Annotated in this window: 20 protein-coding genes; 14 read left to right on the plus strand and 6 right to left on the minus strand. The window is 61.3% G+C overall.

The window, feature by feature from the left end; translation table 11 throughout:
* Positions 1-10 precede the first annotated feature (10 nt).
* A complete protein-coding gene (locus D0544_RS11270) occupies positions 11-409 on the plus strand; it encodes an RNA-binding S4 domain-containing protein (protein WP_125016196.1) in 399 nt (132 codons plus the stop codon).
* Here the strand turns inward: D0544_RS11270 and D0544_RS11275 are convergent.
* Together D0544_RS11275 and D0544_RS11280 are read right to left on the minus strand one after the other, a co-directional pair.
* Positions 406-3,462, minus strand: coding sequence for an efflux RND transporter permease subunit (locus tag D0544_RS11275; protein ID WP_125016198.1), 3,057 nt, complete (start codon positions 3,460-3,462; stop codon positions 406-408). The genes D0544_RS11270 and D0544_RS11275 overlap by 4 nt on opposite strands.
* 15 nt (positions 3,463-3,477) lie before the next feature.
* Positions 3,478-4,539, minus strand: a complete 1,062-nt coding sequence (locus D0544_RS11280) for an efflux RND transporter periplasmic adaptor subunit (RefSeq protein ID WP_125016200.1) — start codon at positions 4,537-4,539, stop codon at positions 3,478-3,480.
* 157 nt (positions 4,540-4,696) lie between these two features.
* Here D0544_RS11280 and hslO point away from each other — a divergent pair, with 157 nt between their 5' ends.
* The 6 genes from hslO to D0544_RS11310 all read left to right on the plus strand — a co-directional run bounded on the left by hslO (position 4,697) and on the right by D0544_RS11310 (position 12,488).
* The gene (gene hslO / locus D0544_RS11285) at positions 4,697-5,569 is read left to right on the plus strand and encodes an Hsp33 family molecular chaperone HslO (protein WP_125016201.1); all 873 of its coding nucleotides are present in this window, start codon (positions 4,697-4,699) and stop codon (positions 5,567-5,569) included.
* 217 nt (positions 5,570-5,786) lie between these two features.
* Positions 5,787-7,340, plus strand: coding sequence for a phosphoenolpyruvate carboxykinase (locus D0544_RS11290; protein WP_125016203.1), 1,554 nt, complete (start codon positions 5,787-5,789; stop codon positions 7,338-7,340).
* Between the two features lie 82 nt (positions 7,341-7,422).
* Positions 7,423-9,744 (plus strand): Tex family protein, encoded by a 2,322-nt coding sequence (locus tag D0544_RS11295; RefSeq protein ID WP_125016205.1) that lies wholly within the window; start codon positions 7,423-7,425, stop codon positions 9,742-9,744.
* Between the two features lie 65 nt (positions 9,745-9,809).
* A complete protein-coding gene (locus D0544_RS11300) occupies positions 9,810-10,247 on the plus strand; it encodes a PaaI family thioesterase (RefSeq protein WP_207905863.1) in 438 nt (145 codons plus the stop codon).
* 54 nt (positions 10,248-10,301) lie between these two features.
* On the plus strand, positions 10,302-11,873 hold the full coding sequence (gene gshA / locus D0544_RS11305; protein ID WP_125016207.1) for a glutamate--cysteine ligase: 1,572 nt from the start codon (positions 10,302-10,304) through the stop codon (positions 11,871-11,873).
* Between the two features lie 12 nt (positions 11,874-11,885).
* Positions 11,886-12,488 carry an acyl carrier protein phosphodiesterase gene (locus tag D0544_RS11310; protein WP_125016209.1) on the plus strand — a complete coding sequence of 201 codons (603 nt, stop codon included), beginning with the start codon at positions 11,886-11,888 and terminating at the stop codon, positions 12,486-12,488.
* A gap of 16 nt (positions 12,489-12,504) precedes the next feature.
* Here D0544_RS11310 and D0544_RS11315 read toward each other — a convergent pair whose 3' ends face one another.
* A complete protein-coding gene (locus D0544_RS11315; protein ID WP_125016211.1) occupies positions 12,505-12,909 on the minus strand; it encodes a flagellar basal body-associated FliL family protein in 405 nt (134 codons plus the stop codon).
* Positions 12,910-13,082: 173 nt separating this feature from the next.
* Here D0544_RS11315 and D0544_RS11320 point away from each other — a divergent pair, with 173 nt between their 5' ends.
* The 3 genes from D0544_RS11320 (at position 13,083) to D0544_RS11330 (ending at position 15,264) form a co-directional block, all read left to right on the plus strand.
* The gene (locus D0544_RS11320; RefSeq protein ID WP_125016212.1) at positions 13,083-13,595 is read left to right on the plus strand and encodes a disulfide bond formation protein B; all 513 of its coding nucleotides are present in this window, start codon (positions 13,083-13,085) and stop codon (positions 13,593-13,595) included.
* 143 nt (positions 13,596-13,738) lie between these two features.
* A complete protein-coding gene (gene rsd / locus D0544_RS11325; RefSeq protein ID WP_125016214.1) occupies positions 13,739-14,224 on the plus strand; it encodes a sigma D regulator in 486 nt (161 codons plus the stop codon).
* A 26-nt stretch (positions 14,225-14,250) separates the two neighbouring features.
* The gene (locus D0544_RS11330) at positions 14,251-15,264 is read left to right on the plus strand and encodes a WD40 repeat domain-containing protein (RefSeq protein WP_125016216.1); all 1,014 of its coding nucleotides are present in this window, start codon (positions 14,251-14,253) and stop codon (positions 15,262-15,264) included.
* 238 nt (positions 15,265-15,502) lie between these two features.
* Here D0544_RS11330 and bamJ read toward each other — a convergent pair whose 3' ends face one another.
* On the minus strand, positions 15,503-16,189 hold the full coding sequence (bamJ, locus tag D0544_RS11335; RefSeq protein WP_243647325.1) for a BamJ family beta-barrel-assembly machinery protein: 687 nt from the start codon (positions 16,187-16,189) through the stop codon (positions 15,503-15,505).
* Between the two features lie 188 nt (positions 16,190-16,377).
* Here bamJ and D0544_RS11340 point away from each other — a divergent pair, with 188 nt between their 5' ends.
* Positions 16,378-17,076, plus strand: coding sequence for a ParA family protein (locus D0544_RS11340; protein ID WP_125016218.1), 699 nt, complete (start codon positions 16,378-16,380; stop codon positions 17,074-17,076).
* Positions 17,077-17,260: 184 nt separating this feature from the next.
* A complete protein-coding gene (locus D0544_RS11345) occupies positions 17,261-19,168 on the plus strand; it encodes an ATP-binding cassette domain-containing protein (RefSeq protein WP_125016219.1) in 1,908 nt (635 codons plus the stop codon).
* On the opposite strand, the gene D0544_RS11350 is transcribed toward D0544_RS11345, so the two are convergent.
* Positions 19,158-19,739 (minus strand): TetR/AcrR family transcriptional regulator, encoded by a 582-nt coding sequence (locus D0544_RS11350; RefSeq protein ID WP_125016221.1) that lies wholly within the window; start codon positions 19,737-19,739, stop codon positions 19,158-19,160. The genes D0544_RS11345 and D0544_RS11350 overlap by 11 nt on opposite strands.
* 119 nt (positions 19,740-19,858) lie before the next feature.
* Between D0544_RS11350 and D0544_RS11355 the strand changes: the two genes are divergently transcribed.
* Complete coding sequence (locus D0544_RS11355) at positions 19,859-20,497, plus strand: peroxiredoxin-like family protein (protein ID WP_125016223.1); 639 nt, start codon at positions 19,859-19,861, stop codon at positions 20,495-20,497.
* On the opposite strand, the gene D0544_RS11360 is transcribed toward D0544_RS11355, so the two are convergent.
* Positions 20,494-21,447: a response regulator transcription factor gene (locus tag D0544_RS11360; protein WP_125016225.1), complete on the minus strand. Its 954-nt coding sequence runs from the start codon at positions 21,445-21,447 to the stop codon at positions 20,494-20,496. The two genes, D0544_RS11355 and D0544_RS11360, sit on opposite strands and share 4 nt — an antisense overlap.
* Positions 21,448-21,533: 86 nt before the next feature.
* On the opposite strand from D0544_RS11360, the gene D0544_RS11365 reads away from it, so the two are divergent.
* Positions 21,534-23,141, plus strand: a complete 1,608-nt coding sequence (locus D0544_RS11365; RefSeq protein ID WP_125016227.1) for an FAD-binding dehydrogenase — start codon at positions 21,534-21,536, stop codon at positions 23,139-23,141.
* Positions 23,142-23,194 lie beyond the last annotated feature (53 nt).

The raw sequence follows: 23,194 nt of genomic DNA on the forward strand, positions 1-23,194 counted from the left end.
GGACCCCTCAATGCCCCAGGCCGATGACAGCAAACCCCGCCTCGATAAATGGTTGTGGGCTGCCCGCTTTTTCAAGACCCGCTCGCTGGCCAAGCAGGCAGTGGAGGGGGGCAAGGTGCACTACAATGGCGCCCGCACCAAACCCAGCAAGGAGCCCAAAGTGGGGGATCTGCTGAAGATCCGCCAGGGGCTGGATGACCTTGAGGTGGAGATCGTCGCGATCTCCGAGCAGCGCCGCGGCGCCCCTGAAGCGCAGCGTCTCTACCGCGAAAGCGACACCAGCATCAAAAAGCGCGAAGCGGCCGCCGCCCAGCGCAAGGCGTTGCGGGGGAACTCGCCGGCCACCGCTGGCCGCCCCACTAAAAAACAGCGGCGGGACATTCGCCATTTCCACGACCAGAACCACTAGCCAGACCGCTTGGCAGACTCCGGGGTCATCAGCTTATAGAGTACCGGCACTACGTAGAGCGTCAGTACCGAGGAGGAGATGAGGCCGCCGATAATGGTCCATCCCAGGGGGGCCCAAAGGGTGCTGGAGGAGAGGGTGAGGGGCAGCAATCCACCGACCGTGGTCAAGGTGGTGAGGAGGATGGGGACTAGGCGGGTCTTGCCCGACTCCAGCGCGGCCGCCTGCACCGACAAGCCCCGGGAGCGGAGCTGGTTGGCGTAGTCCACCAGAATAATTGAGTTATTGACCACGATACCCACCAGCGAACTGAAGCCGATAAAGGCCATAAACGAGAAGGTATTGCCGGTCAGCAGCAGGCAGAAGATCACCCCGATGATGGCAAAAGGGATGGCGGCGAACACGATCAACGGCTGCAGGAAGGAGCGGAACTGCAAGACCAGCACCGCGAAGATCCCCAACAGGGCGATCATCAGCGCCTTGGTGATGCCGGCAAAGGACTCCTCCCGCTGCTGCTCCTCTCCCCCGATTCGATACCCGTAACCCGGTGGCCAGTCTACTCCATCGAGCCTGGCGGCGATGTTAGCGGTCACTTCGGCCACCCGGTAGCCGCGCGCCACATCGGCCGTTACCAGCGTGGTGCGCTCCAGGTTCAGGTGGCGAAAGCTGGCCTGTCCCGGCACCGGCAACATACGGGCCACATGCCGCAGGGGTACCGTAGCACCGCCCAGGCCCGTGACGGTCACCCGGTCAAAGTCATCCAGTGAGGGTTTATCGTTGTCGGCCAGTCTGACCAGAATATCGTATTCATCCCCCAGCTCATCGCGCATGTTACCCACCGTGGTCCCCACCAGGGAGGTGCGTACCGAGCGATCGATGGTCACCAGGGGAATCCCCAACAGTCCCGCCTTGTCGCGATTGATGTCCACCAACAGGTCGGTTTTGTAGTTACCGGTCGGGTTATCCACATTAACAGCGCCGGGTTCTCCCCGCACCGCCTCCTCCACCTGCAGGCTGAGTTCCTTGAGGGTATCTATATTATCCCCGACCACCCAGATGGCGACGGCGGCATCAATCGGAGGCCCCTGGGTAAACTCCTTCACCTCAAACTCCACCCCCGGCACCCCGGCCAGCTGCTCCCGCAACTGCTCCACCACCGTCGCGACCTGCGGCTGGTGCTGCTGGTGAAACTGCACAAACAGCTGGGCATAGTTAGGGGTCTCCCGCTTGGGCCTGATGTTGTAGTAGACCCGCGGATTTCCGCGCCCGATATTGGTGGTGACGCTGGCGACCTCCGGCAGGCCGAGCAGGCGCTCCTCCGCTAATAGCGCCAGGCGCCGGGTATGGTCGTAGCTGGTACCGTCGGGAGGGCGTACATCCACCATAAACTGGGGCTTTTCTGCCTTGGGAAACAGGCTCACCCCAACCGCACCGAAAAAGGTAAGGCTGTAGGCAAAGACCGCAAGGGCCAGCGCCAGTAGCAACAGGGGAAAGCGCAGCGAGAGTCCCAGCAGAGGGCCATAGAGGTAACGGATAAAGCGTTCCAGCAACCAGGGGATCGGGTTAAGGGTAAAGCGTCGCGCTGTGGGAGGGCGCAAAAACCGGCTCGACAGCAGCGGGGTAAAGGTGAGCGCCACCAGCAGCGAGGCGGTCAGCGTAAAGACCACCGCCACCGGCAGTGAGCGAATGAACTGCCCGGTCGGGCCCTGCAACATCATCATGGGTACAAAGGCCAGCAGGGTGGTGGCGGTACCGCTGGCCACCGCCCAGCCCATCTGGCTGGTGCCACGGATGGCGGCCTGTTGCGTTTTTTCCCCCTCGGCCAGCAAGCGACCAATGTTTTCGGTGATGACGATGGCATTGTCCACCAGCAGCCCCAGCGCGATCACCAGCCCGGCGATGGTCATCTGTTGCAGGCCATAGCCGGCCACATCGATCCAGCCGATCGCAATCATCATCGACACCGGGATCGCCAGCACCACCACCAGGCTTTGGCGGATACTCAGTACCAGCAGCACCACAATGCCAACCAGCCCCAACCCCTGCAGCAGGTTGCCGGTGAGTACCGTCACCATTTTCTGAACGCTACCGGTCTGGTCGAAGACCACCGCACTGGTCACCCCTTCAGGAAGGTCGTCCTGAAAGCGCCCCAGGGTCTCGCGCACGCCCTCAACCACACTGAAGATGTTGGTGCCATCGCGCTGCGCAACCGATACCAGCACCGCCCGTTTACCATCGACCCGGGCCTCATGGGTGGGATCGGCGTCGGCAAATTCCACCTCGGCGATATCCCCCACAAAGACGATGTGGTCGCCGATCGCCTTGACCGTGGTGCTACGGATATCCTCAATGCTTTTAAAGTCGCCGCTGGTACGCACGGTAAAGCGCCGATTGCCGGCATCCACATGCCCTCCCGGCACGTTAACCGCGGCCGCCTGCACCGCTTCCAGCAGGTTATCCAGAGAAATACCCAGATGCCCCATGCGCTCCAGGTCGGCCCGAATCTGCACCTGCTGATCCGGTATGGCCCAGACGTCCGCCTGCTTCACCCCCGGACTCGCCTCCAGGCGAGTCTCCAGTCGCTCGGCAATCCGTTTGAGGTCCCGATAAGGGGCGCTCTCAGAGAGCAGCGCCACCATCATGATGTTGACGTCGGAAGGGGAGATCCTCAGCGCCTCCAGGCGCAGCAGGTCGGCAGGCAACTGATCACGCACCTGCGCCATCGCCTGTACCACATCGTCGTAGTAGTCTTCGGCCTCCTCGAGTTCGTGAAACTCGATGTGGGTGAGGCTGAGGCCATCCTCGATGACGGTTTTGATCTCCTTTACATCATCGAGGCTGTTGAGGGCTTCCTCGATCGGGTCCACCACCAGCTTTTCCATATCCTGGGGGGTAGTACCCGGATAAACCGCGATCACATCGGCCATCGCCAGGGTCACCTGGGGATCTTCGGAGCGGGGCATGGTCAGCAGGGAGATCCCCCCCAGCACGACCCCAAGCAGCACCACCACCAGAGTAAACTGATAGTTGTTGACCGCAAGACGAGGAATCCTCATTCGTGATCCGTCCCCCTAGTGCGACAGTTGCACGCGCAAGCCTTCACGCATATAGGGCGCCCCTTCGGTAACCACCTGTTGGACCCCCTCCAGTCCGGCACTCACCGCCAGTTCGGTATGCACCAGGTCGACGATATTGATGGTGCGACGGCTGACCCGCCCGCTCTGTCGATCGTAGGCGAACACCAGCCCCAGTCGCTCATTGGCTCCCACCAGCGCTTCAATGGGGATATAGGCATACTCGGGGGTGCTACTGGGCAATATATCCACACGCACCACAAAGCCCGAGCGCAAGGGCCGGGTTTCCGCCGGCAGGCTGATCTCTACCTCGAAGGTGCCAGTGGCCGGGTCGGCGGCCGCTGCGATTCGGCTCACCTCGCCCCGTAACAGCTCCCCGGGATAGGGGTCCATCCGCAGCTCGGCGGGATCGCCCAATCGCACCCGCACCACATCGCGATCCGCCAACCCCACCTTGACGATCCAGCCCTGTTCCTCTCCGGCCACTACAAACACCGGCGCACCAGAGCTGACCAGCTCATTGACCTCTATCTCACGCTGCAGCACGCGCCCCGAAAAGGGTGCCTTGATGACCGACAGCCGCCGGTTGAAACGGGCGATATTCAGCGCCGATTGCGCAACCTCGAGTGCAGTCTGGGCATTTTCCAGCTGCTGCAGCGGAATCACCCTCTTTTTATAGAGGTCCTGTAAACGTTTCAGGTCCCGAGCCGCCTGATCCACGCTCGAGGCAGCGGATGCCACCTGGGCATTAAGCTCCTCAAGGTCCAGGGCCGCTAGCTCCTGCCCCTCTTCAATAGCATCGCCGACATCCACCGCCACCGAGGAGACCAGTCCACTGGTCTTGAAGGAGAGGCGAGTTTCGGTCTGGTAGGCGAGCCGGCCGCTGGTTCTGATCGGAAGGCTGCGACTGTCCCGTATCACAGGGGCGATTTCGATGGTGATACTTTTCACCGCCTCGCTGGGCTGGGCCCGCAGACCCGAGACCGGGGTCAGCAGCAGGGCAACCAGCAGACAGGTACTGCACAAGAGCGTCGCTGGGCTATCTGTCGGTATCTGCATCCTGCCTCACAACGGACTCAGGGTCCGCCAGGTTCCTCTGTTCGACCGACTCGTCCCAAGGGGGTACCGAATCGCTCCCACTCGCCGTTCAGGCATTGTAAAACGCTATACTGCTCCCATATAGGGAGCTTCGAATCCCCAACAGTATAGGTAATCCATGAGCAGTCACGACCTCAGCCAGCGATTTATCTTCGACGACACCGACACTCGCGGCCAGCTGGTCCGCCTCGATGACAGCTACCGCGCCGCTCTGGCTGCTCACCAATACCCCCCGGCCATCCACCAGCTACTGGGGGAGCTGTGCGCCTGCGCGGTGCTGCTCAGTGCCACCCTCAAGTTTGAGGGCACCCTGACTCTGCAAGCCCGCAGTGCAGGCCCCCTGAGCCTGCTGATGGTTGAGATCAACCACCATGACCAGTTCCGCGCCCTTGCCCGCTACGAAGGCAGCGATCCTCAGGGCTCACTGCAAACCCTTATGCCCGCGGGACAGCTGGCGATCACCATCGACCCCGAGCAGGGCAAGCGCTACCAGGGCATCGTCCCTTTCGATGGCACCAGCCTGGCGGATTGCTTCAGCCACTACTTTGCCCAGTCAGAGCAACTGCCGACTCGCCTGTGGTTACAGGCTGACGGGCAGACCGCCTTTGGACTGCTGTTACAGGAACTCCCGGCCAGCGAAGGGCGGGATAAAGCGACCGCTGACGATGATTGGCAGCGCCTGGTGCTGTTGGCCGATACCCTCTCGGCGGAGGAGATGCTTGAGCTGCCGGTGGATGAGCTACTGCACCGCCTCTACCATGAAGAGCAACTGCGCCTGTTCGAGCCCGCCACCGTCAGCTTCCACTGCAACTGCTCCCATGAGCGCACCGCAAGGGCACTGTATGGGCTCGGCGAGGAGGAGGTACGCAAGCTGCTGGAGGAGCAGCCGGTGATCGAGGTGGATTGCCAGTTCTGCAGTGCCCGCTACCACTTTAGCGCCAAGCAGGTTGATGAGCTCTTCAACGCCCCTCCCGGTGGCCGGCTGCATTGAGTTTTGCGCCACCCCAAAGCCCCCTGAGACCCCAGTATTGGTGGGCTTTTGGGGGGCTTAATCGGGTAGGTAAATCCGCCCTTCGCACTGGCTCATTTTTTTTGGCATAATTGCCTGCCCTAAATTTTAGTATAGGTCCGCCGGAGTCCCCACAGAGCGACAGTGCCGACCCCAATTCTGCAGATACATCGGCTCAGGCCGGCGAGGAATAATCGATATGACACAGGGTATTGGTGGTAACACCACGCATACTAATCTGACAGCCGCGCAGCTCGTCGAGCTCGCGCTTGCTCGGGGTGAGGGCAAGCTGGCCGCCAACGGATCACTGGTCGTCGAGACCGGTATTCGCACCGGCCGTTCTCCGAAGGACCGCTTTATTGTCGACGAGCCCAGCACCAGTGACCAGATTCACTGGGGGCCGATCAACCGCCCCTTCGACGCTGATAAGTTCGATGCCCTGTGGGATCGTGTGACCCGTTTCCTCTCCGAGCGGGAGTCCTTCGTGCAGGAGCTCCACGTCGGGGCCGATCCGGAGCACTACTTGCCCATCAAGATGACCACCGCGACCGCCTGGCAAAACCTGTTCGGTCGTAACCTGTTCGTGCGCCCCGACGGGTTCAACCCCGCCGGCAAAGAGTGCTGGGAGATCCTCAACGTTGCCGACTTCGTCTGCGACCCTGAGCGCGATGGCACCAACAGCGACGGCGCCGTCATCATCAATTTCGCCGCCCGCAAGGTGCTGCTCGCGGGCATGCGCTACGCCGGCGAGATGAAGAAAGCGATGTTCTCGGTACAGAACTTCCTGCTGCCGGCCAAGGATGTGCTACCGATGCACTGCTCGGCCAACGTGGGCGAGGATGGCGAAACCTGCCTCTTCTTCGGCCTTTCGGGTACCGGCAAAACCACCCTCTCCGCCGACGAGAACCGTTTCCTGATCGGGGATGACGAGCACGGCTGGGGCAAGGGCACCGTCTTCAACATTGAAGGGGGATGCTACGCCAAGTGCATCGACCTCAGCCAGAAGAACGAGCCGGTGATCTGGAACGCGATCCGTTTCGGCGCCATCGTCGAGAACGTGACCATCGACCCGCACACCCGCGAGCCCGACTACAAGGACGTCTCCCTGACGGAGAACAGCCGCTGCGCCTATCCGCTGGAGCACGTCGAAAAGCGGGTCATCGAGAACCGTGCCGGCGAGCCCAAGGCGATCGTTTTCCTCACCTGCGACATGACCGGGGTGCTGCCACCGGTATCCATCCTCTCGAAAGAGGCTGCGGCCTACCACTTCCTTAGTGGCTACACCGCTCTAGTGGGTTCCACCGAGATGGGTGCCGGCCCGGGCCTCAAATCCACCTTCTCCACCTGCTTCGGTGCCCCCTTCTTCCCGCGCCCCGCCGGCGTTTACGCCGAGCTGCTGATGAAACGTGTGGTCGAGTTTGGCAGCCAGGTCTACCTGGTCAACACCGGCTGGACCGGTGGCGCCAATGGTAAGGGCGGACAGCGCTTCAGCATTCCGACCACCCGTGCAGTGATCTCCGCCATCCAGAGCGGTGCGCTGGTGAATGCCGAGACCGAGACCCTGCCGATCTTTAACCTGCAGATACCCAAGCAGGTCGAAGGGGTCGACAGCACGCTGCTCAACCCCCGTGCCGCCTGGTCCGACACCGCTGCCTATGATGCGGCCGCCGCCGACCTGGCCAAGCAGTTTATCGACAACTTCACCAAATTTGAGGTCTCTGCGGAGATCGTCAGCGCAGGCCCGCAACTCTAAGCCTGCTGCCGTGAACGGAAGGGGGCTTCGGCCCCCTTTTTTGATTGTCCCCATGACCCTCTCAGGAACTCCCGACCCGACTATGCAAAGCATTCACCAACGCATCGCCGAAGAGCTCAACGTCCGCCCCCAGCAGGTCAATGCCGCCGTCCAGCTGCTTGACGAGGGGGCCACTGTGCCCTTTATCGCCCGTTACCGTAAGGAGGTCACCGGCGAGCTGGATGACACCCAGCTGCGGACCCTGGAAGATCGCCTGCGTTACCTGCGCGAGCTTGAGGAACGCCGCGAGTCCATCCTCAAAAGCATCGCCGAGCAGGAGAAGCTGACCCCGCAACTGGAAGCCGACATCAAGGCCGCGGACACCAAGAACCGTCTCGAAGACCTTTACCTGCCCTACAAGCCCAAACGCCGCACCAAGGCCCAGATCGCCCGCGAGGCGGGCCTGGAGCCGCTGGCCGATGCCCTGCTGGCCGACCCCACCCTGGACCCCGAGCAGAGCGCCGCCGACTACCTCAACACGGATGCGGGCATCACCGACAGTAAGAGCGCCCTCGATGGCGCCAAGCAGATCCTGATGGAGCGCTTTTCCGAAGATGCCGAACTGCTCGGCAAACTGCGCCAGTTCCTCAAGCAGGAAGCCACCGTCAGCGCACGCCTGGTGGCGGGCAAGGAACAGGAGGGGGCCAAGTTCCGCGACTACTTCGAACACGACGAGCCCCTCAAGGGGATCCCCTCGCACCGCGCCCTGGCGATCTTTCGCGGCCGCAATGAAGGCATTCTCACCATTGCCCTGACCATGGGCACCGAGTCCGACCGCAGCGCCACCCACCCCTGCGAGCAGATGGTGGCCGAGCACTGGCAGGTCAGCGACCAGGGGCGTGCGGCTGATGGCTGGCTGCGGGAAGTGGTGCGCTGGACCTGGCGGGTCAAACTGCTGACCCACCTTGAAACCGACCTGTTGGGTGAGGTGCGAGAAGCCGCCGAGGAGGAGGCGATCAAGGTGTTCGCCAGCAACCTCAAGGATCTGCTGCTGGCGGCCCCCGCCGGGCAGCGCGCCACCATCGGTCTCGACCCCGGCCTGCGAACCGGCGTCAAGGTGGCCGTGGTGGACGCCACCGGCAAGGTGCTCGACCACGGGGCGATCTTCCCGACCCCGCCACAGAACCGCATCGCCGAAGCCGAAGCGGTGCTGGTGGCCCTGTGCAAAAAGTACGACGTGGCGCTGATTGCGATCGGTAACGGCACCGCCAGCCGAGAAACCGACAAGTTCGTCGGTGATATGATCAAATCGCACCCCGAACTCAAGGTACAGAAGGTGATCGTCAATGAGTCCGGCGCCTCCATCTACTCCGCCTCCGAGTTTGCGGCCCGCGAATTCCCCAATCTGGATGTCACCATCCGCGGCGCCATCTCCATCGCTCGCCGCCTGCAGGACCCTCTTGCTGAGCTGGTCAAGATCGAACCCAAGTCGATTGGCGTTGGCCAGTACCAGCACGATGTCTCCCAGAGCCAGCTGGCCCGCTCCCTGGGCGCGGTGGTGGAGGACTGTGTGAACGCGGTCGGAGTTGAGGTCAACACCGCCTCCGCACCACTGCTGGCACGGGTCTCCGGTCTCAACCAGACCCTGGCCAACAACATCGTCGAATTCCGCGACCAAAACGGTCCCTTCCGCAGTCGGGCGGCGCTGATGTCTGTCCCCCGCTTCGGTGCCAAGACCTTTGAACTGGCGGCAGGATTCCTGCGCATCGCTAATGGCGACAACCCCCTCGATACCTCAGCGGTACACCCCGAGGCCTACCCGCTGGTGGAGCGCATCGCCAACCAGAACGCCCGTGAGGTGCGGGGCCTGATCGGCGACAGCGCCTTCCTGCGCAGCCTCAACGCCAGCCAGTACGCTGATGAGCAGTTCGGCCTGCCCACCGTCAAGGATATTATCCAGGAGCTGGACAAGCCCGGCCGCGACCCGCGACCCGAGTTCAAGACCGCCAAATTGCAGGAGGGGGTGGAGAAGGTCTCCGACCTGCGCGAAGCGATGGTGCTGGAGGGCACCGTCACCAACGTCACCAACTTTGGTGCCTTTGTCGATATCGGCGTCCATCAGGATGGCCTGGTGCACATCTCTGCCCTCTCCCACCAGTTTGTCAAGGATCCCCGCGAAGTGGTCAAGGCTGGGGATATCGTCAAGGTGAAGGTGATTGAGGTCGATGTGGCGCGCCAACGAATTGCCCTCTCCATGCGCATGGACGACGAGGTGGGAGCCCGGAGCGCGCGCAAGCCCGCTGCTGACGCCCCACGAGGTTCACAGCGTGCGCCGCGCCAGGGTGCCTCCGCCAAACAGGGCGGCAACAGCAATGGCACCTTTGCCCAGCTGTTTGCCAACGCCAAACACCTGAAAAAGCGTTAACCGGGACTGGGCACTGCCGCCCCCCGGTCGTATGATGGGCGCATCAACCAACAGGAGTGGTTCGCGTGAGCACTTTGATGCGGCAACAACTGGAAAGCGGTGAAATCGCTGGCAGCCCCTTTAGCCAGCACCTGGGTATCCGCTACTGCAGCGTGGGGGAAGGACGCGCCCACCTGCAGCTCAGTACGGCGCCCTTTACCCGCAACTTTAACGGCGTTACCCACGGTGGTGCGCTGTTCTCATTGGTGGATGCGGCCATGGGGGTTGCCCTCTTCTCCCGCACCCCTGAGGGGTTATCGACCGCCACCCTGGAGAGCAAAATCAACTACACCCGCGCCGTGCACGAGGGCACCGTCGATTGCTACAGTGAGGTGCTCCATTTGGGGTCTCGAACGGCACTCCTTGAAGCCCGTATCGAGCAGGATGGCCAGTTGGTCGCCAAAGCCAGCGCCACCTTTGCCCTTATCACCCAGCAGGACCTCAAGCGCAGTCGCAAGAGTTAGCCTCAAGACCGCGCTTCACCCATACTATCCAGAGCCTTCACGAGGATCACCGCCTTGCCCCAGCTATCGCAGCAGATTCTGCACCTGTTCCGTCAACCTGAAGCCCGTGAGCAGCTGACCCACATCCTGCACGGCATCGAAAAAGAGAGCCTGCGGGCAACGGCACAGGCGTCCCTCGCGCAAACGCCTCACCCCCGCGCGCTGGGCTCAACCCTGACCCACCCCAGCATCACCACCGACTACTCCGAAGCGCTGCTGGAGTTCATCACCCCGGTCTACGAACGCGCCGATCAGGCTCTGGAGCATCTGCGCCAGCTGCACTGCTATACCTATCGCCATATCGGCGATGAGATGCTGTGGGTCAACAGCATGCCCTGTCGGCTCGAGGGGGAGTCGAATATTCCGATCGCCTATTACGGAACCTCCAATGTCGGGCGCATGAAGTATGTCTACCGCGAGGGACTGGCCAACCGTTACAACAAGGCGATGCAAACCATCGCCGGCATTCACTACAACTTCTCCCTGCCTGAGGGCTTCTGGCGCTTGCTGCAACAGCACAGGGGTGAGCAGGGCTCGCTGCAGACGTATCAGTCCCGCGGCTATTTCCGCCTGATTCGCAACTTCCGCCGCTACAGCTGGCTGCTGATCTACCTCTTCGGCGCCTCACCCGCCCTCAGTCGCAGCTTTCTCGAAGCGCGCCCCAACGACCTTGAGAGCCTGGACGCGGATACCCTCTACCGCCCCTGGGCCACGTCGCTGCGCATGAGCGACCTCGGCTACCAGAGCAACGCTCAGTCGAGCCTGAAGGTCTGCTTCAATGGCCTGGAAACCTACACCGCAACCCTGCGGGAAGCGATCAGTACCCCCTATGCCCCCTACCAGAAGATTGGTCTCAAGGATAATGAGGGCCACTATCGGCAACTCAACACCAACCTGCTGCAGATCGAGAACGAGTACTACAGCAGTATTCGACCCAAACGCGTGACCCAGTCCGGTGAAAAGCCGGTCTGCGCCCTCACCGCCCGCGGGGTCGAGTACATTGAGGTGCGCTGTCTCGACCTCAACCCCTTTTCTGCCCTGGGTATCTCGGTCGAGCAGTGCCATTTCCTGGATGCCTTCCTGCTCTTCTGCGCCCTCGCCGACAGTCCCCTGATCGACGATGAGGAGTGCATCGAGCTGGACCGTAACTACTCACGGGTGATCAACGAGGGACGCCGCCCCGGCCTGACCCTCAGTCGCCAAGGTCAACCGATTGAGGTCAAGGCCTGGGCCCTGCGCGTGATCGAACAGGTCGCCGGTGCCGCCGGGCTGCTTGACGAAGCCAACAACACCCGGGCCTTCAGCGCCAGCCTGATGGCCGAAAAAGCCAAGGTCGAGGACCCCAGCCTGACCCCATCGGCCCAGGTGCTGGCGCATTTGCAAAACCGCTCGCAGAGCTTTATCGAATTTGGTATCGAAAGCGCACTCGAGCATCGAGCCAGTTTTAGCCAGTGCCACCTGGATGAGGCGCAGCGAGCGGAGCTGGAGCGGATGGCCGAGCAGTCACTGGAGGAGCAACGGGTGATAGAGGAGCAGGACAGCATCGATTTTGATACCTACCTCGAGCACTACTTTGCGCAGACCTGAGCCGGCCGCTCCATGAACTACCTGGCTCACCTGGCCTTGGCCGGGGCGCAGGAAAAACATCGCATCGGCGCCTTTCTGGGGGACTTTGTCAAAGGCCCCCTGCGGGGTGAGTACGATGCGGGGATCGAGGCCGGTATCCGACAGCACCGCGCCATTGACGCCCACAGCGACCAGGATGATCAGTTCACCCGTTGTCGCCTGCTACTGGGGAAGCAGCACCGCCGCTACAGCGGTATTGCCATCGATATTCTCTTCGACCACCTGCTGGCCCGCCACTGGGAACGCTTCTACGCCATTGACTTCAACGACTTTTGCGAGCGTAGCTACCGGGAGCTGCTCGCCCACAAACCCCTGATGCCCGAGCGGGCACGGCACTTTGCCGAGCGGATGCAGGAGCACCAAATCCTGCATAGCTACTACCACCGGGAAACGCTCTCACTCGCCATCAACCGAACCGCGCTGCGCCTGCGGGAGGGGGATCGGCTGGTCGCCCTGATCACGCCCCTTGAGACCCATTACCAGGCGCTGGACAGGGAATTTCTTAAGCTCTACCCGCAACTGCAAAGCCTGGCATCGCGCCTGCTCTTCGATCCGGACCAGACCGAGCCCGGGTAAAACCCAAGAACCCGGGTCAGCGCTGAATCACAAAGCTGGTGAACAACAGGTCCTCCACCAGGGGCTTGCCGGTCTCTGCAGTGAGGCGCTCCTGCAGGACAACCAGGGCATTTTGGCGCAGCTGCTCCCGCCCCTCGGCTCCCTCCACATCGGCAAATTTCTGGGCACTGAAAAGGAGTACCAGGCCGTCACGCAGCAGCGGCATATGGTGTTCAATCTGTTTAACCGCCACATCCCCCCGGGCACGCAGTGAAACATCCGCCTTCAGGTAGGATCGTGTACCCAGGCTCGCGACAAAGGAGGGCTTGAGCGTAATGTATTGGGCGGGTTCTTTGGCCGGGGCGCTGCCCTCCTCTTCGGCCCAGGCCGATGCTGCCAGCCAAAGTGGCAACAGTAGTAATAAGGATGAGAGGTAACGCATCAATAACTCCGGTAAACAATTAACTAAGCACTGCGAGAACGAGTTCCCTTTTCCCCTATTCTATCGCTTAAGCCCCTTTGAATTATACATATATAGCCTTTAGTATGGTTCGTTAACCATTGTCCCCTGTCCTTGATTTTTTGGCGGGGCTTGCCACCAGGAGACCCCCACGCATGAGTATCCCTCCATCTCGCTCCCTCTACCTGCTGGCCGCTCTCTGTTGTGCGGCCCTTATCGGGGCAGCGCTGGTCATGGAGCACCTGCTGGGGCTAGAGCCCTGCCCCTTGTGCATCATGCAGCGCCTGGTGGTGATCAGCCTCGGGGTTCTGTTCCTTATCGTTGCCCTCCACAACCCAGGGGGCAAAGGTTATAAGCGCTACGCCCTGATCAGTCTGCTCACTTCGGCGGGGGGTATGGCGCTGGCAATCCGCCAGCTCTGGCTACAGAGCTTGCCTCCCGAGGAGGTTCCCGCCTGCGCGCCCCCGCTGGAGTATATGCTGGAAAGTTTCCCCCTGATCGAGGTGCTTGAGTTCATGCTCAGCGGGACCGGCGACTGTGCCGAGGTGCAATGGGTTTTCCTGGGGCTGAGTATTCCCGGATGGACCCTGGTCGCGTTCAGCGGGTTTGCCCTATTTTCCCTCTACGAGCTGCTACGCTCGCGGCCCCGGGATCGTCTTTTTTCCTGAAAAAAATTAAATCACCAAATCAACCCGCTGGATCAAACGATTAGACCTTTTAGCACTTGCCCCTCATCGGCCGCTCGCATAACCTAGCAGGTCAAGGGGTAGGAACCCCGCCTTTTTTTCTCACACTATCCAGGGGAAGAACCATGCTGGAACGTTGCAAGTCGGCCAAGGAACGCTGGGGCGGAGTATCCGAGATCATTGACCGCTGGCTGAATGAGCGCCAGCAACTGATCGTTCTTTACTGCGACATTAACGGAATCCACGGCTTCAGGGATGCTGATTCCACCCCGACCCCTGTGCGTATCCAGCGCTTTTGCCAAATCCTGCTCGACTATACCTCGGCCGGCCACTTCGAGGTTTACGAACAGCTGGCCGCTGAGGCCCGTGAGTTCAACGATGATGCAGGCATCCGCCTGCTTGAGCGCATCTACCCCCGTATTGAGCAGATCACCCAGATCTGCGTCGCCTTCAACGACCGCTACGACACCACCGAACACTGTGAGCAGTTGGCCTCTGACCTGCCCAACGAGCTCTCCCGCATTGGCGAGGTGCTCGAGGAGCGTTTTGCGCTTGAAGACCAGCTCATCGAAACCCTGCACGACGCCCACCGGGAACTGGTGGCCTCCTAAACCAGGCCCCCTCCATAGGAATCCCGATGCCTGCCATCCGTCGCGGAGTGCGATACCCTTTTCGACTGGCTACCACTGCCCTGTTGACCACAGCCCTTTTTACGGGAGGCTGCGGTTTTAGCTCCGAAGAGAGCCGTACCGAGCTGGCCATCCAGGGAGTCTATAGTGCGGCCCTTTCAGACAGGGGAGACCATGGTGTTATCGGCTCTATTCTTCATGGTGGCAGCTGGTGGGACCTTAACCAGGGTGAGCGCCTCTTCAACTGGAACCACAAAGCGGGTGAGGCAAGCGAGATCGTGGCCACCGACATCGCCGACGATGGTTCGGTAGCAGCCACCGCCGATGGCCAGGGAACCATCGTGCTTTGGTCCGCCACTGCAGGCGAGTCCCTGGGTTTCTGGAGCGCACCGGGTGAAATTAGGGACTTGGCGTTAACCGAGCGCGGTGATCTGGCTCTGCTTGGCCTGCGGGATAGCCGGGCAGTGCTGTTCAATATCCGCGAGGGCGGCGTGCTCTCAACGCTGCTGCACAATGATATTGTTAACAGCGTTGATATCACCCCTGATGGCAACCTCGCCCTAACCGGCTCCGACGATTACCACGCCAAACTCTGGGATACCAACACCACCCGGCTGTTGCAGGACTGGGATCTGGGGAACAAGCTGGTCACCGTCGCCCTTTCCCCCAACGGGCGTTACGCCTTCACCGCCGCCCAAAGTGGTCGCGCCGTTATCTGGGACCTCAACAGTGGCGACCGGCTTCATGAACTGAACCGGTATTACGACCTTATGCAACGGGGTAGCACCTACACCACAGCTCGCTTTACTGATCAGGACAACCAGCTGTTGCTGGGTACGGCCAGCGGTGAGGTGTTCCTGTTTGATCTGGACAGTGCAACCATTCAACAGCAATGGCAGCTGTCGAAACGTGGCTGGTGGCAACCGACCGGCGTTTCCGTCCTGGCCCTCTCTATGGATCCAACCACCAACAAGGTTCGCGCCCTGGGCTCAAACGGATTCAGCTACCTGCTGGGCTGGTAAGCGGCCAACCAGTACATCCCTTCGATCGCTTCTCGCGATCTACCTACATCCTTTCGATCGCTACCGGCATCCTTGCCTCTCGCGATCTACCTACATCCATGTAGGCATCCCTGGCCCCGTGGCATACGACTGACTGGGGCGTCAGGAGTGCCTGTTGTGCAGGAGCACAGCAATAGGCCCGCACATCCTGTACATAAAAAAAGAGGCCTAAGGCCTCTTTTTTTATCCACCGGTCATCTTATTCAAAGTCGATCAGCTCAACCTTGAATACCAGCACCTCATTGGGGCCGATCTTGCCAGGGATACCACCAGGACCATAGGCCAGCTGCGGGGGAATGTACACCTCCCAGATCGACCCCTTGGGCATCAGCTGCAGGGCTTCTGTCCAGCCGGGAATGACCTGGGTGACTCCGAACTGGGTGGTTTCACCACGCTCATAGGAGCTATCAAACACAGTGCCGTCCAGCAAGCGCCCTTCATAGTGAACGGTGACCTGGCTATCGGTACCCGGCATTTCGCCATCGCCTTTGGTCAGCACCTTATATTGCAGGCCTGTCTCAGTGGTGGTCACATCCTTATTGCTGCCATTGGACGTCAGGAACTCATTACCTGCTTCCAGGTTCTTCTGTGCCATCTCCTGCTGGAGCTGCTGGGCTCGCTCCTGTGCCTGCATCTGGGCCTGCTGAATGGAGGCAATCATCTGCTCACGGGTCAACGACATCTCGCCCCCGTTAATGGCATCCTCAATCCCCTGGGCCAGCGCTTTGACATCAATAGTGTCAAAATCAGCCTTCAGGCGCTCACCCATGATGGCACCCAGGCTATAGCTCAGTTTCTGATCATCCGTAGAGAGTTCAGCGGCCATCGCGCCGCCGGAAAACCCGGCCGTCAGGGCAATAGCTGCAGCAAAGCTTTTTAATTTCATCAGTCTCTATCCGTTGGTTAAATAAGGAAGGCTGTTCTCAAGAAGAGGTGCATCATTGACCAAATGGCCGATGAACGCAAATCTTTGTCCCCAAATACAGCACAGCATCACCCTCTATCCATCGCCCCTTTCATCCCCCATACTGGGGTCAGGGAAACGGAGAATCCCGCCGGAGATAGCGACCCTTTATGCAGAGTTACAAGCTTCATCCCCCCCTGCGCCTACTGATCGCCAACGCTAAAGGCGGCAGCGGTAAGACCACCATCGCCACCAACCTGGCCGCCTATTTTGCCCTGCAGCAGGAGTCCATCGTACTCTACGACCACGACCCACAGGGCTCCAGCCAACGGTGGCTGAAGCAGCGCCCTCCTGAGCTTCCCGCCATCCGCGGGATCGATGCCTGCCAACCCCATAGTCTCAACCAAACCCGCAGCTGGCAGCTGCGCCTGCCCGATGACTGCCGCATGGTGATCATGGACTCACCGGCGGCGATCAGGCTGGCGGAACTGCGCCCACTGGTCCGGCAGGCAGACCTCATTCTGGTACCGGTCCTGCCTTCGGCGATCGACATCCGGGCAGCGGCCGATTTCATCAAATCCCTCATGCTCACCCCCGAGCACTTGCAGCGCCCGGGCCGTATCTGCGTGGTCGGCAACCGCGTCCGCCGCAACACCCTCAGCCAGGAAAAACTGAAAGCGTTTCTCAACTGCCTGTCGATCCCCTTTTTAACCACCTTGAGGGATACCCAGAACTATCTGGCCGCCGCGGAGCAGGGAAGAGGTCTGCACGAGCTAAAGGGTCGCAAGACCCAGCGAGACCTGCAGGAGTGGCAACCCCTGATCGACTGGATCAACCACCTCGGCCACTCCCGCCAGAGGGCTGTTTAGTGGGGTACAGGGTGCCTGCCCGCGACTGGATATTGATCGCTTTGCCCGTATAATGCGCTAGCTGAGAGCCCACCCTGATTGAAACCCACCGAGGGACAAGGCCCTCAGGGTTGGAGTCCCCTCAACACCCTATTGCTCCGCCCGGGGCCCCTCTCCCTGCCCGTTAACCCTTGGAACCCAGACGATGATTCGATTGCAACAGGCCGAGCTGCTCCGAGGGGGAAAACCCCTGCTCGAATCGGCCTCACTGACCATTCATCACGGCCAGCACGTCGGCCTGGTGGGCGCCAACGGCTGCGGCAAGTCATCGCTGTTCGCGCTGTTACGCGGGGAGCTGCACCTGGATGGCGGCGAACTGCGGGTTCCTCCGGCAACGGATATCGCCCATATGGCGCAGGAGATTGAGGCCCTCGATCGCTCGGCCCTGGATTACGTGATCGACGGCGATACGCCGCTGCGCGACATTGAGCGCCAGCTGGCGGAGGCGGAGGCGAAGCACCTCAGTGACCGCATCGCCCCCCTGCACGAGCAGTTGGCGGCCATTGATGGCTACAACGCCACCACCCGTGCCAGCAAACTGCTGAGCGGCCTCGGCTTTGCCAATGAGAGCCTCGACCGCAGCGTGCGTGAGTTCTCCGGCGGCTGGCGCATGCGCCTAAATCTTGCGCGAACCCTGATGTGCCGCTCGCGCCTGTTGCTGCTAGACGAGCCCACCAACCACCTCGACCTCGATGCCATCCTGTGGCTCGAGCAGTGGCTCAAGCAGTATCCGGGTACCCTGCTGGTGATCTCCCACGACCGCGACTTCCTCGACGCGGTCACCGACCATATTGCCCATATCGAGCGCCGTACCCTCAACTTCTACCGTGGCAACTACAGCGCTTTCGAGCGCTTGCGTGGCGAGCAGCTGGCCCAGCAACAGGCCAACTTCGAGAAACAGCAGCAGCAACGGGCCCATATCGAGAGCTATATTCGCCGCTTCCGCGCCCAGGCCACCAAGGCCCGCCAGGCGCAGAGCCGGATCAAGGCCCTGGCACGCATGGAGGAGATCGCTCCGGCCCATGTCGACTCCCCCTTCAGTTTCAGCTTCCCCCCCGCCGACAAGATCTCCTCGACCCTGATCACTCTCGATCGAGCCTCGCTCGGCTACGCGGGCAAGCCGATCCTTAATAACATTAATCTCAGTATCCACCCGGGAAGCGCCATCGGCCTGCTGGGCCCCAACGGGGCGGGCAAATCCACCCTGATCAAATCCCTGGCGGGTCAGCTGCCGCTCCTCAGCGGTGAGCGCAGCGGTGGTGAACACCTGCGCATCGGCTACTTTGCCCAGCACCAGATCGACAGTCTGGATGATGAAGCCAGCCCGCTGCTGCACCTGCAGCGGATCTCACCCGATGCCCGCGAACAGGAGCTGCGGGATTTCCTCGGCGGTTTCAATTTCCGCGGCGATCAGGCCAGCGATACGATCCGGCATTTTTCAGGGGGTGAGAAAGCGCGCCTGGCGCTGGCCATCATCGCCTGGCAAAAGCCCAACCTGTTGCTTCTGGATGAGCCCACCAACCACCTCGATCTGGAGATGCGCCACGCCCTGACCCTGGCCCTGCAGGAGCATCAGGGCGCGATGGTACTGGTTTCCCACGACCGTCACCTGATTCGCAACACCACCGACGAACTGTGGCTGGTGAGTGAGGGGGTGGCCCAACCCTACGAAGAGGACCTGGACCAGTACGCCGAATGGCTGGCCCAGCAAAAGCGGGAGGAGAATCGTCCCGCCGCCGCGCCCGCCGGCCAGGCGCCTGTCGACCGCAAGGAGTTGAAGCGCCGCCAGGCCGAGCAGCGCAAACAGCTGAGCCCCCTGCGCAACCAGTTGCAGAAGCTTGAGCAACAGCTCGACACACTCCACCAGCAAGCGGCGAATCTGGAGGAGCAACTGAGTGACAGCTCAATCTACGAGGAGGGGCAGCGGGATACCCTGAAACAGGCACTGGCGCAGCAGGCCGAGAATCGCACTGCCTGCGAGACGTGCGAAGAGCAGTGGCTGGAGCTACAGGAGCGGATCGAGGAGTTGCAGGCGCAGTTCGCTAGCGAATAGCCTCCAGCAACTGCTCCGCCACGCAGCCGTAGCTGCGCGCCTCCGGGCGACGGGCACTCATCACCCGCATACCCCAGACCCCCGCCAGCAGCAGGGTGGCTCGCTCGGCGGCGGTGCGCCCCGGCCCCAGCTGGCCCGCATCCATGGCGCGCTGCACCTGCTCACGCAGAAGCAACTCGACCCGGTCGAGGTAGAGGCGGACCTGCTGGTGCACCTCAGGGTCGGCGGAGGCAAACTCCAGCAGGCTGTTCACCAGCAGGCAACCCTTCCCCTCGTCGTCATTGCGGCAATCCTGCCCCAGCTGATGCATAAAGCGCTCGATCCCCGTAAGGGCATCGGGTGCCTCGGTAAAGCGCTGTTCGATGCGTTTCAGGCTCTGCTGGGCGTAGCGCTCGAGGGTCAGCAAAAAGAGATTCTGCTTGTTTTTGAAGGCAGCATAGAGGCTACCGGGTTTGAGCCGGGTCGCAGCGACCAGATCAGCAATTGAGGTCGCCTCATAGCCACTGCGCCAGAAGCAGACCATCGCCTGCTCCAGCACCCGCTCCCGGTCAAATTCGATTGGACGCGCCATGGGCCTCTCCAGAGGGTCATCGACTATGGCGCCAGTGTATAACAAGTTTGTTGAATGTTCGATCCATAATCGATAAGGTGTAATGGAATATTCATTCAACAACCTGCGGAAATACCCTAATGACCACCCTAACTGATCAGATCGCGGCCTATGACGTCCAGAAACAACAGAAGGTACCTGCCGAACTCCTGCAGCAGATGGAGGAGGCCACCCGCGCCCTGGTGGCCACCGGCATAGAGCAGCAGGCCCTGAACAGGGGAGACTCCCTGCCCGACATCACCCTGCCTAACGCCCGCGGCGAGCAGGTCCGGCTCTACGACCTGCTGCAACAAGGCCCACTGGTGATCAATTTCTACCGCGGTGGCTGGTGCCCCTACTGCAACCTGGAGCTGGCCGCACTGCAATCCGCACTGCCCGAGATTCTGGCCAGGGGAGCCCAACTGGTGGCTATCTCCCCGCAAACACCGGACCAATCGCTATCCACTGCCGAGAAGAACGCCCTCGCTTTTGAGGTGCTCTGCGATGTTGGCAATCGGGCAGCCGAGCAGTTCGGGTTAGTGTTCGAGCTGCCCGATAGCATCCGCGCCATTTACGACAAGTTCGGTATTGATGTGGTGGCCCACAACGGGGACAGCAGTTTCAAGCTGCCGGTACCTGCCAGCTACGTCGTGAACCGTGACGGGGTGATCAGCTACGCCTTTGTGAATGCCGATTACACCCGGCGGGTCGAGCCCTCCGAGCTGGTGAACGCCCTCTAACTGGTGCGCTCCGCCATCAGGGTAGCCAGCTCATGGCGGCTGGCCACCCCGAGCTTGTGGTAGATACGATACAGGTGGTTGGAGATCGTTGAGGGGGACAACCCCAACTCCCGGGCAGACGCCTTGAAGGTTTGCCCACGGCAGATGGCATCCACCACCTGGCGTTCCCGCAGGGTTAAGCCATCCAGCGGACCGCGCGGCCAGACATCGATACAGAACAGCTCTCCAATCGGTTCCCGCTGGAGGCAGTAGCCCTGTTGAGCCAGCTCCACCTCCCCCCGGTCAATCTCAAAAGGTAAGCGACTGGCGGCCTTGCCGGGAAAGCACTGCTCCATGCAATCGAGAAAATCCTGCTGCACCTCATGGTAGATGCCGTGCCGGTCGCAAAGGGCCGTTACGCTGCCAGGGTTGGCCGGTTGGTGGCGATCGAGGTGCAGCAAACAGTTGTGGGAAGCCGCATTGAGCAGGTGGAACAGCATGCGCCGCTGCACCTGTTTATCGGCCAGGCTAAAGGGGTTCTGTCGTGAAAAACGATAGAGAGTCAACAGGGTCGTCAGGCCGCTGCGTTCATCCAGGTGCAGTGAACTCAGGATGCGTTCGATGCCCTTGGGCTTAAAACAGCGCAAATAGATCTCCGATCGATAAAAGCGCTCATCATCGACTACCTCTGCCATATCGATGGGTTCACCGGGAGAGGCCTGCAGCCGGTCCGTCAGGGGGTTGATGGCCCTTAGCGTCAACAGCTCCTCAGCCAACGCCGGTGGTACCCCCAGTAGGGTATTGGTGTGAAACCGCATGGTACTGATATGGCCACTGCTCCAGAGCGCGCCATCAAAGGCCACCACCTCCTGAAGCTGTTCCAGTGCCCAGCGCCGGTAGTGATCCAGCGCGATCCGTGAAGTTTCACGATAGAGGCGTCCAATCAGTGGGTCCAGCAGGGGGTTGTGCACAGAGGTCCTCTCGTTAGGCTATTTTTACTATCGCGGCAGCGGTTAGTCTGTCACAGAATAGCGAAAAACAATAACAGGCTACCTCCATGACCACTCGCAGTTGTCACACTCTTATTATCGGCGGCGGCATCGCCGGTATCGTTACCGCACTGGAGCTGTTGGAACTCAACCGTCCGCTGGTTCTGGTCGACCGAGACACCCCGGAACGTCTGGGGGGGTTGGCGCGCTGGGCCTTCGGCGGCATGGCGCTGGTGGATACCCCGGAACAGCGGCGCATGAAGATCGCCGACTCCCCCGAGCTGGCCCTGCAGGACTGGCACAGCTTCGCCAATTTTGACGACTGTGACCACTGGCCAAAAGCCTGGGCCCAGCACTACACCGAGCACTGCCTGGAGCGGGTCTACCACTGGTTGCGGAGCCGTGGGCTCAAGTTTTTCCCGGCGGTCAACTGGGTAGAACGAGGCCTCTACCACCCCGGCAACTCAGTGCCCCGCTACCATGTACTCTGGGGCACTGGCTGGCATCTTGCCGAGACCCTTATCCAGCAGCTCAGACAGCATCCCAACGCCGACCAACTGCAGATTCTGCACCAGCACCGCGTCTCCGAGCTGCTATGCAGTGAGCAGGAGCGCGGCTGCACGGGGATCAATGAGGCCGATGGCAGCACCTTTCGCGTACGGGCCGAGCAGGTAGTGGTGGCCACCGGCGGCATCAATGGCAGCGTCGAGCGGGTCAAGCAGAACTGGTATCGCCCCTGGGGAGAGCCCCCCGCCGAGATCCTTAACGGCGCCCATCCCTTCGCCGATGGCACACTCCACGATTGCGTTAGCGCCCTGGGTGGACGACTCACCCACCTCGACAAGATGTGGAACTACGCGGCGGGTATCCCCCACCCCCAGCCCCACTTCGCGGGGCACGGACTAAGCCTGATTCCCTGCAAGTCGGCCCTGTGGCTGGACCACCGAGGCGACCGCATCGGCCCGGAACCACTGGTCACCGGCTTTGACACCAACTACCTCTGCCAGCGTGTCAGCCAGCAGGAAAAACCCTGGACCTGGCAGCTCCTCAACTGGCGCATTGCCGCCCGCGAGTTCGCCATCTCCGGCAGCGAGCATAATGTAAAGATCCGCGACCGCAAGCTGTTCGCCTTCCTCAAGGAGACTTTGCTGGGCAATCACCGGTTGGTGCGCCAGATGCAGGAGCAGAGCGACCATTTCCTGGTCGCGGACAGCCTGCCTGAGCTGGTGACGCAGATGAACCGCCTGACTGACCAGCCCTATATCGACCCGCATCGCCTCGACGCCCTCGTTAGCCACTACGATGCCGGTATCACGCGGGGCAGCGCCCTGTTCAACGACGACCAACTACGCCGCATCGAACACGCCCGCAAATGGCGCTCGGACCGGGTGCGCACTTGCAAACCCCGGCCGCTCCGCGACCCATCCAGCGGTCCTCTGATTGCCATCAAGCTGAACCTGATCAGCCGCAAAAGCCTGGGCGGCATCCAAACCGACCTCAGCAGCCGGGTGCTCGATGGGCAGGGGGAGGCCATCCCCGGGCTCTTCGCAGTGGGCGAGGCTGCCGGCTTTGGGGGCGGGGGCGCCAGCGGCTTTCGCTCACTGGAGGGGACCTTCCTCTCCGGCTGCATCCTGACCGCCCGCAACGCCGCCCAACAAATCCTCCAGGATCCCTGAACAACTCAGGCCCGGAAACCACACCACTCCATGTCACTTAACCCATCCCTGTA

This window comes from Aestuariirhabdus litorea, assembly GCF_003864255.1.
GTDB classification, from domain to species: domain Bacteria; phylum Pseudomonadota; class Gammaproteobacteria; order Pseudomonadales; family Aestuariirhabdaceae; genus Aestuariirhabdus; species Aestuariirhabdus litorea.